The sequence below is a fragment of the Bacillus sp. WC2503 genome (assembly GCF_052682895.1).
This window is the reverse complement of the sequence record NZ_JBQYMD010000001.1, coordinates 853,109-862,590: the sequence shown is the minus strand read 5'-3', so window position 1 is coordinate 862,590 and position 9,482 is coordinate 853,109. Positions and strand designations below refer to the sequence as shown.

Sequence of the window (9,482 nt, the reverse complement as noted above, 5' to 3'; positions counted from 1 at the left end):
AAACTACAAGCTTTTTTCATAAACAAAATTATCAATTACTAGCAGCACTATATGCTACATGTCGTTTCTCAATCCGTTCTTCAATTTCTTTCATATTCTCTTTATTAGTTAGTAGGGATTGTTTATTTTCTATTAATAATTGTTTAAAGGATTTTCTCACTTTTTTTCGCATGTTTATTTTCCTCCTTGGGGGATGGTTTATATAAAAGATAACTTGAAACTTTAATCAATGAAAGGATGTACCCTCACTAATTATTAGCCTACATCAATCGGGCCTTTACAGGGAGTTACTCTTCCATCATCACTCTTTATTCAGCGATAATATTGATATAGAAGTCCCACCGCCCGTTAATGCGGGATAAGGATTTATCTGTGTAGACTTATAATAATTGATTGTTGTGAAATCCATTTGAACTTCACATGAAAATTCCGTTTATTTTCTGACAACTTTGTGAACAAAAAAAGAAAGACCGATTCATTCTAAATCGGTCTTTCTAGTATTTATAACATGTTTATTAATATTTCAGGTCTTCCCCAATTCATTTCGTTACATACAAAGCGTAGTTTTTCTTCGTCCATTGTGTGTAACCCTTCTTCTAACGAACATGAAATTGGAACTTCACAATGAATTTGCGCTAATTGTAAAGAGATATTTAAATTCTCTAAATCACTTTCAATTTTTGTACGCTGCGCTTTCGTTAATGATGCTATATTTTCTAGTACTGCCGATACTGTGCCGTATTCTTGAATAAGCTTATACGCTGTTTTTTCACCAATACCTTTTACGCCTGGATAGTTATCACTCGTATCTCCCATGAAAGCTTTCGCATGGACAATTTGCCAAGGTTCTACACCTTTCTCTTCCATGATTTTTTCCGGTGTGTAATACTCGTAATTTCCAATTCCTTTACGAAGAAGCATAACTGTAACATTCGTATCAACAAGTTGAAGTAAATCTGTATCACCTGTCAAAACATAAACTTCTGCTTCATTGCAATATTGTTTTGCAAGCGTACCAATACAATCATCCGCTTCATAACCTTTCATGCCTATTACAGGCATAGATAATTTCGCAGTCATTTCTTGCACTAAATCAAATTGCGGAATTAATTCTTCTGGCGGTGCTGCACGATTTGCTTTATAATTCGAGAAAGATTCCGTTCTAAATGTCGTACTTCCCATATCCCAGCACGTTACAATGTGCGTTGGTTCGATTGCTTGTGTTGCTGTTAATAAATGCTTCATATAACCATGAATCCCGTTCGTCGGGGTACCATCTTGTCGTTTCATAAATTGTCCGTAGACACTTGTTGCGTAAAAAGCACGAAATAATAGTGCCATACCATCAACTAATAATACTTTTTTCATAATTCCTCTCCTACTAACAAAAAATAATAACCTCACGTTATCACGTAAGGTTATATAAATAGATTACCATTCTACGTTTTTTCAACTTTGTCTATTATACATTGTTTTTATATATTTAGCATCATTAACACATTAAGACGTTCTACTGCAACAAGTATGAAGTATTCCTGAATACGTATTTTTACCTGTTGAAACAACTACAGCCTTTGCATTTCCACCAATAATATTAGTACCTTTAAAACATACATTTTCAAGTTCAAGTGGATTATAGTCTTTCATCCGTTTTAATGGAATAAATCTTTTACGTTCAAGGTGGTAGCAACTTTCAAATTTCTCAACATTTGCATCGTTCCCTGTCAACACAGATTCATTTACCAATAAATCATTTGCATAAATGATACGTACATCTGCCGGTACTATATCACCTTCTGAAAGAAAAATCATATCTCCTGGTACAAGTTCTTGTACTGGTAACTTCATCATTTTCAGTTCGTTATTTAGCCCTGTACTACTAGCACATTCTACTCTAGACACAGTAATTGTTTCACATTGCAATTGATCACGCACATGTTGTTTTGAAAAACCTGGAATCATTCCACTTAACTTCATTATTACTTCTGCAATACGCGCTCTTTTTGAAGTCAATTCATTTCGACCGTATACTTGAATACGTTTTTGCGCCTCTTTCATAGATAATCCGTCTCTTGTTGTTTTAAAATACGCAAATACAGATTTTACATCTCTTGTTGCAATTTCAATCAATAAATCTTTATTTTTTTGAAGCATTGTTTGTTCTTTCATTGATTTTTTACTTTGTTTATATGACGTGTTACCCACAGTTTTGTTTACATATAACATATTATCGTCTCCTCCTTTACAACATAGGAAGAAACGCTTTGTTTCTCAATTTATCCACTTTACCGTGAAAGTGTCTAGCGCTTAATTATGTATATAAACGCTACATTATGATAAATATAGAGGGAGGAACAAGTCGTTTCCTGCCTACATCATATATTTTTGATTTGAAGTATATGGGTAACGGAACCGAGTCAGAATTTGACATGCTCCTCACCTCCTCGTTTATTTTTATAGTTTATATTATGAAATGACTCATAGATTGGTAACAAAAAAGACCCTTACTCATAAGAGAGCAAAGGTCATTGCATACACAAATAAACGATTCCTAATATAATTAGAAATCTACGGACCTCTCCCTCGCCGAGTTTTAGCACTGTATAGCATAGGTTCATTACCAGCTACGTTAAGAAAAACCTTAATTCGATCATTCCTGTTGACCCATTGGCGTCTCTCGACATTTTTGGGCAGTAGCATTTCTCTATACAGGAGCCTCACCTAACAGAGACTTATTTTAATTACATAGAAAATGTTACTCTTATTTAAAATAGATGTCAACACTTTGTATGGAAACTTTTCCTTATTACAGAAAAGCCCTCTCTGTTGTTAGCCTATTTTCTCATATATAGTACAAGTTAGCGAACAAAAAAAACTTACGTATAAAACGTAAGTTTTTAGTAAGTTACACAACCAGCAATTACAATACCAATTGAAAGTGATAAAAACATAAGAAACAGGCCGACTGCTTGATTATCTTCTTCAAGGCTTTTATTTATATTAAAGCGTGGTGTAAGCCACTCAGCTAAATAATAAACAATAATTTGGGCCAAAATACCAACCGCTCCCCACGAAACCATATCCAAAAGTGAAATGGAATTAGCGGCCGTTGAATATAAAACGATAGCTAGCCCGAGTACCCTTCCTCCAAGTACATAACTGACCGCTTTGTTACCCTGAGCCATTAACTTAAATTCTTTCACTTTCGTTGTCACTTCCATAAGGAACAAACCTATACATAAAAGTACGAGTGATACTGCTAAATATAGTAAAAAATTAATCATTTATTTTCCCCCTTCGTAATACCTACTGGTAAATAATAAGATTCATTTCCTGTAATCTTTTCCCCAGCACGTATACCGATACTGCTCGCTTTTCCAGCGATTAAAAACGCCCCAAACACATACGATAGTTTCTCCACTCCTTTTTCAGTTTCCAAACATACAACTGGAAGCTCTATATACTTTTGAAATATCGGCAATGACGTTTTATATGTTTCATGTGCATTTCGAATCATAATATTCGTGTCTTTATCGCGAATTGTAATTGTGTCACCTTCCCTACCAAACGAAGGTTTTTGAACGAAAGAACCTTTTCCTAAAAATAAATCTGGTTCTAAATATGTAGGTAGCATATATTCTTTAACCCACTGTTGTTCCTCATTTGTATAAAAAGCCCCTTCTTCTGCTAATCCCCAAATAAGACACTGAATTGATTTTGGCTGAAGTAAAAAGGCAGACAAAGGATTTATAATAAAGAGATTTCCGTCTTTTACAAGTTGCAGCAGTTCCACACCTACCAAATCTCCTGTTTCAGGATCTTGATCCTCAATTAAATCTTCTATCGGATACGTTTGGCGATATAAAACATCAATCTTCGCCCCATCTTTATCAACTAGAGCATCTTTCGTAATTCTAAGTTCTGACATTGGCACTACTTTATTTTCAACATGGCATAACTGACTTAAATACATAGTCGTATTCCAATCCTCAATATGTTCATGATGTGCTGTAAAAACAACATTTGGATTGTCTAATCCCTTTGTCGCTTCCATTACAGCTTTCGTAACACCAGAAGATAGTAATCGTTCTTGATCCGAGTTTGGATCATCATAACCTAGGTTTTCACAAACTTTTCCATTCATTTGAAAGCATTCCATAATAAAAGTTGGTGTATCACTATTAAACTCAAGCATTTTAATTTGGTTATCAACCGTTATAACGAAATCAAATCGTGAAATAACAGATTCAGGATATAATCCTATCATTCTAATGAATGATAAGCTCGCAGGAGGAAAACCAAGCTCAAGAAGCTGTTCGTCACTTAAATTTCGCAAAAGTCTAGCAGTCTTAAAAAATATTTTACCCATTCGTTCAGTCGCTAAGTGTAATTGTTCCAAAGTCTGATTTGTTATAGAAAAAACATGAAACAAACTATATTCACATTCATATAAATCCGACCAAAAATTCGGATATTTTAAATAAAATTCTTTTCGATCCCTTATGTATTGCGACATATTTTAGCCTCCAAATCCTCCCTTTGAACCGCTTCCAATTCCACCTTTAAATTCAGCAGACGATTGATACGATTTAAACGCCGATGAATTTTTAAAAGTGGATTTATTTTGATAGTATCGCCCACCATAGAAATAATGCCCACGATAACCTGAACTACTATCATCACACTGCCATACCCCAAGTTCATCATCCCAATCCCAATCAGAACAACTATTATCATTCGGTTTTGGGGGAAGATCTTGTGCGCAACCAAATAAAGTGCCAGTCATTAAAGACGTTACGACACCACCTACTAGCCATTTCGTTTTTGTCACCTTCGCACTCCCCTTTTTAAATTCTATTCCTATTATATAGGATGGCATGATAAAGTAGAAGAAAAAGGAAGAAGAGGGTAACTAACTGTTACGATTTATTTAACCGATTATAACCAATGTTAATTAAATATATCAGTAAGCCCTGCTAGTCAAGTGATTGGCTAGTAGTGAGGGTTAACTGCGGGCAATCCCTAAAGCTGATTGAACTACAACGTGGCTAGAAATAGCGAGCGTGAATGTCGCGAAAGCAGAAAAAATCAATCAGATGATGCAAGGTTAAATCCTAAACATTAGAACAATGGGTCTTCCGCCTCGAATCATCTAAGTCAAAAGTGATAAGATGAACGTTCAACGACTATCTCGTATAACTGACGAGAGTACATCACAAGCCTATGGTGCTGGAAAAATCCTCTATCCCTAAAGAGATAAACATATAGTCTGCGCTCATGTGAAAACATGAGAAGTTCATAAGAGAACTGGCTAAGGAATTGCGCCCTTAGTTGAACGAGATAAATTTAATTAAATCTATCAAACCTCATTGAATATACCGAACATACGTACTATTGTAGGTTCAATGAGGTAAGAATAATAATGAAATTTTTACGAGTTAGTCAAGTATCAAAATTAACAGGTTTGCATCCGAGTAGTCTTACGAGAATGCTGGTGGAACACGCTACTATTCAGAGGAATCCATCTTTCATTATCTAAAAGGTGAGTGTCCGAATAATCGCACAGTAAAGGAGTAGGCTTCTGATGATATTGGCGAAGAAAGTCAGACTAATTCCAACGCCTGAACAAGAACAAGTGCTTAGAAACCATGCTGGTGCTGCAAGATTTGCTTATAACTATTGTAAAAGAATGAGTGATAGATACTATAAGCTATTTGGAAAATCTGTTTCACAGTTAGCTTTACAGAAACGATTTACAAAGATCAAAAAGCGAAAGAGATCTGAGTGGTTAAAAGACATCAATGCACAAGTTCCCAAACAGGCTTCAAAAGACTTTGATACGGCGAGAAAAAATTCGTTCAAAAAGTACAAAAATGGTTATCACACTTCTTATAAATCCAAAAAAGATTTAATTCAAGGATTTTATGCCAATTATGAAAGACTGGTTATAGGAAAGAAAGTAGTTCATATTCAGTCCATTGGAGTAGTGAAAACAAGCCAACAGCTACCAAGAAACAAAAAAACATCCAATCCAAGAGTTACATTTGATGGTCGTCACTGGTGGATTAGTGTAGGGTTCCAAGAAGACTATGAATTACAAGAACTAACCAATGAGTCGATTGGTGTGGATGTTGGTTTAAAAGAGCTGTTTGTAGCTTCTAATGGTACGAAAGAACGAAATATAAACAAAGATGCTAAGGTTAAAAAACTTTTGAAAAGGAAAAAGTCAGCGCAAAGAGATATGTCTAGGAGATTTAAAAAAGGTGTGAAAATTCAATCTGCCGGATATGAAAAAGCTAAAGCTGAGCACCTGCGGTTATCTAGGAAAATTATGAATATACGAAATAACCATATCCATCAAGCAACAGCTACATTGGTGAAAACCAAACCAATGAGGATTGTTGTGGAAGACTTATCTATCTCAAACCTGTTAAAAAACAAAAAACTATCGAAGGCACTTTCCTTTCAAAAATTAAACTTCTTCTTTCAATGTTTGTCATACAAGTGCGAGAAGTATGGCATTGAGTATGTAAAAGCTGATAAATGGTTCGCTTCAAGCAAGATTTGCTCATGTTGCGGAGTTAAATACGACCATTCAGTTCAACCAGAAGGACAGTGGAGTTTAAAGATTCGTGAGTGGCGTTGTGTTCCATGCAATAGCCATCACGATAGGGATGTAAATGCTTCGATAAATTTATCAAGATGGGTAAAATAAATGCTTGATAATAGGAGGTAACGATACTGCCTCGTGTGGAGTGTTATACCCCTCGTCCCTTTGGGGTTGCGAGAACACGATGAAGCACTAACTTGTGTAAATTTGATTGAATTATATAGATTTAGTTAAGTTTATCGTATCGGATAAAATGCGCTTAGAATATCGACTTAATGATGAAACGAAAGGGTATCCTGCTTTATGGAACTACGCCAATATTTCTAATTCTGAAATTATCGCACGCATGACTTGTGAATATTTTATTAAAGAGAAAAATACTTATGTCGTTACTGCAACTTCGGTTGATCCAGACGGAACAGCAGTTATTTATATTCAAAAAGATGTTTTCGCCAATGACCCTTCAGACCCTACATACTCCCACATCGGTTTTGAAATTAGAGAACTAAGTGAAACGAGTTCAAGCTTAGTAGATAGTCAAGATGTATGGAACTACGAAGAAATTTTACCATCTCTTCATTCAGATATTATATATATTCAGCGAGACGGCATGTCTATGGAATTCTCCTTAGATTCAAGAGAGATTGATGAAGACAGAAAGTGCTACATTTATTACGGAAACTTCACAGGTGAATCAAGATAATATTGATATATCTATGCAACAAAAAAACCTTACGTATAAAACGTAAGGTTTTTATATAGCCCCACATATGCCGTTCTCTCTAGATGTCCATAAACCTGCTCTCACAGGTGGATGCTCTCACAAATGTTTGTAACTTCCTTCTTAAAAAGATGGCATGTTAGCTACATTTAAATATTGAACTTCCATATTAAACTTATTGGTTTAAGACATGCATAAGCTACGTACACCGTAGGAATTTTATATAAGGTTAGTTGAAATAAGACCCCCGCACGTGCCGCTCCTCGTAAATGTCCAAAAACCCGCTACTCGCAGGTGGATGCCCTCACAGTTACCGTACATCTTCCTCCACAAGGAAGGCTTGATGATGGTCGCTAAATATTGAGCTTCCGTATAACTAACATCGGTTTTAGACATAAATAAGTTACGTACACCGCAGGATGTATTATTTACTTGTCGTTATATTATCACATTGTTTCCAATGTGTAAAATACAAAGTTTTTCGAGCAATCTCTTGCTTGTGACCTTATTTTAATACAAATTATTTTTGCATGCAAGTGATTAATCTTCTTCTTTTGCAATTTGATTTTCTGGATAAGAAATCCAATCACTCCAGCTACCTGCATACAATTTAACATTTTGGAATCCAGCCAATTTTAACGCAATGATATTTGGACATGCCGTAACACCAGAACCACAATATACAATGGTTTCCTTATCTTTCGACAGATTTTGGAATCGTTCTTGTTGCTCAGCTTCATTCTTAAATTGTCCTGATTGCAACATTCCATCCTTCCAAAAATAGTTTGCTGCTGTCGGAATATGTCCTGCTTTATGATCGACAAGTTCCTCTACACCAGCATAACGTTTCGGCTCTCTTGAATCAATTAACGTAACATCTGCACCTGCCTGGATATTCTCTCTTACTGTTTCCATCGATACAAGCATATGATCTTGTATGTTTGTTTTGAATGTTTTTCGTATAACAACAGGAATTTCCGTTGTTGTCAGTAGTCCATTCTCTTTCCAAACCGGGAAACCACCATCTAATATATATACTTTCTCATGTCCTACATAGTTACATAACCACCATAAACGAGCAGCATTTGCACCAGCTTGACTGTCATACGCAATTATTGTCGTATGTTCATCAATACCAACCTCCGAAAGCTTGTCCGCAAACTCTTCAATGCTTGGCAACGGATGGCGGCCACCATGTTCTGCTATAGGACTTGATAAATCTAAATTCAAATCAAAATATAACGCATGAGGAATATGTTCTTCTTCATACTTTTCTCTACCCCAATTAGGATTCGCTAAATCAAAACGACAATCGATTACACGGACGTTCTCATCTTCTATATGCTCACGTAACCATTCGACTGTAACTATCATCTTTAACGACCTTCTTTCTCTTGTAAACGACTTACATACTCCATAACCATTTCTTCTGTAACATATTTACGCTGTAAGGTAACACCATTTTTTGCAAGATCATTAATTTGCTTTGTTACAACATTAATGACATCAACCGAAAATTCTTTCCCATTTGACGCAAGAGATACGGCTGCTTCAATAGCTGCTTCACGCTGCGCATCTAATTGTAAACATGCTTTTACACTTTCATTTTGTTTACGAGAATGTGCTGTAATTGCTTTATGTACTTCCATCTTCTCTTCCCCCTAAATAAGTTATACGTTCTAATTCAATTCCATTGCAAGCCGAATCATATCACGGCATACAATGCCATTTTCAATAATCTCTTCTTCATAATGCTTCGAAAAGTAATCAAAATCAATAGAAAAAATACGAAATCCACATTTTTGATATAAAGCAAGTTGTGAAACACTAGAATTGCCTGTACCAATTTCAAGTTTTGACATACCATATCCTTTAGCAGTTTCTACGGCATGCCTTAATAGCTTCTTCCCAATCCCTTTTCCTTGCAAATGCTCTGCAACCGCAATATTCATGATTTCCATCGTCTTCGGCCTTGTTTCCAAAAGAACATACACACCGATGACGCTGCCCCCTTGCTTTGCTACGTATGTTAACCCTCTTTGTACATATATAGCTATTTGCCGTTCACTTGGATCAGCAAGTAGCAATAAAGACTTCGGTATAGCCTCTTTTAAAATACGTTCTATTACAAAAGACATAAAAAATCCCCCC

At 35.6% G+C, this 9,482-nt stretch carries 11 protein-coding genes, 2 other RNA genes and 1 riboswitch; of the genes, 2 read left to right on the top strand and 11 right to left on the bottom strand.

Annotation, left to right across the window (positions count from 1 at the left end; all coding sequences use genetic code 11):
* Positions 1–31: 31 nt before the first annotated feature.
* From ACUN26_RS04670 to ACUN26_RS04645, 6 genes are all read right to left on the bottom strand, one after another.
* The gene (locus ACUN26_RS04670; RefSeq protein ID WP_001228051.1) at positions 32–172 is read right to left on the bottom strand and encodes an FbpB family small basic protein; all 141 of its coding nucleotides are present in this window, start codon (positions 170–172) and stop codon (positions 32–34) included.
* A gap of 329 nt (positions 173–501) precedes the next feature.
* The gene (locus tag ACUN26_RS04665) at positions 502–1,368 is read right to left on the bottom strand and encodes a 5'-3' exonuclease (protein ID WP_000757079.1); all 867 of its coding nucleotides are present in this window, start codon (positions 1,366–1,368) and stop codon (positions 502–504) included.
* Between the two features lie 132 nt (positions 1,369–1,500).
* Positions 1,501–2,226, bottom strand: a complete 726-nt coding sequence (locus ACUN26_RS04660) for a P-type ATPase (protein WP_000967618.1) — start codon at positions 2,224–2,226, stop codon at positions 1,501–1,503.
* Positions 2,227–2,570: 344 nt separating this feature from the next.
* Positions 2,571–2,736, bottom strand: a riboswitch (M-box (ykoK) riboswitch).
* 161 nt (positions 2,737–2,897) lie between these two features.
* Positions 2,898–3,284 (bottom strand): DUF350 domain-containing protein, encoded by a 387-nt coding sequence (locus ACUN26_RS04655; RefSeq protein ID WP_000606853.1) that lies wholly within the window; start codon positions 3,282–3,284, stop codon positions 2,898–2,900.
* On the bottom strand, positions 3,281–4,516 hold the full coding sequence (locus ACUN26_RS04650; RefSeq protein WP_000084944.1) for a glutathionylspermidine synthase family protein: 1,236 nt from the start codon (positions 4,514–4,516) through the stop codon (positions 3,281–3,283). Before ACUN26_RS04650 ends, ACUN26_RS04655 begins: the two co-directional genes overlap by 4 nt.
* Before the next feature lie 3 nt (positions 4,517–4,519).
* Complete coding sequence (locus ACUN26_RS04645) at positions 4,520–4,831, bottom strand: hypothetical protein (RefSeq protein WP_000169030.1); 312 nt, start codon at positions 4,829–4,831, stop codon at positions 4,520–4,522.
* Between the two features lie 753 nt (positions 4,832–5,584).
* Here ACUN26_RS04645 and ACUN26_RS04640 point away from each other — a divergent pair.
* Both ACUN26_RS04640 and ACUN26_RS04635 read left to right on the top strand, forming a co-directional pair.
* Positions 5,585–6,715: an RNA-guided endonuclease InsQ/TnpB family protein gene (locus ACUN26_RS04640; RefSeq protein ID WP_000599345.1), complete on the top strand. Its 1,131-nt coding sequence runs from the start codon at positions 5,585–5,587 to the stop codon at positions 6,713–6,715.
* A 148-nt stretch (positions 6,716–6,863) separates the two neighbouring features.
* Positions 6,864–7,313, top strand: a complete 450-nt coding sequence (locus tag ACUN26_RS04635; RefSeq protein ID WP_002038338.1) for a hypothetical protein — start codon at positions 6,864–6,866, stop codon at positions 7,311–7,313.
* Between the two features lie 54 nt (positions 7,314–7,367).
* Here ACUN26_RS04635 and ssrS (ACUN26_RS04630) read toward each other — a convergent pair.
* The 5 genes from ssrS (ACUN26_RS04630) to ACUN26_RS04610 all read right to left on the bottom strand — a co-directional run bounded on the left by ssrS (ACUN26_RS04630) (position 7,368) and on the right by ACUN26_RS04610 (position 9,469).
* A non-coding RNA gene (ssrS, locus tag ACUN26_RS04630) (6S RNA) lies at positions 7,368–7,551 on the bottom strand.
* Between the two features lie 21 nt (positions 7,552–7,572).
* Positions 7,573–7,755: non-coding RNA, 6S RNA (gene ssrS / locus ACUN26_RS04625), on the bottom strand.
* Between the two features lie 116 nt (positions 7,756–7,871).
* The gene (locus ACUN26_RS04620) at positions 7,872–8,705 is read right to left on the bottom strand and encodes a sulfurtransferase (RefSeq protein ID WP_000637576.1); all 834 of its coding nucleotides are present in this window, start codon (positions 8,703–8,705) and stop codon (positions 7,872–7,874) included.
* Positions 8,706–8,707: 2 nt separating this feature from the next.
* The gene (locus ACUN26_RS04615; RefSeq protein WP_000451820.1) at positions 8,708–8,980 is read right to left on the bottom strand and encodes a YpbS family protein; all 273 of its coding nucleotides are present in this window, start codon (positions 8,978–8,980) and stop codon (positions 8,708–8,710) included.
* 30 nt (positions 8,981–9,010) lie between these two features.
* Positions 9,011–9,469, bottom strand: a complete 459-nt coding sequence (locus ACUN26_RS04610) for a GNAT family N-acetyltransferase (protein ID WP_000011414.1) — start codon at positions 9,467–9,469, stop codon at positions 9,011–9,013.
* Positions 9,470–9,482: the final 13 nt, after the last annotated feature.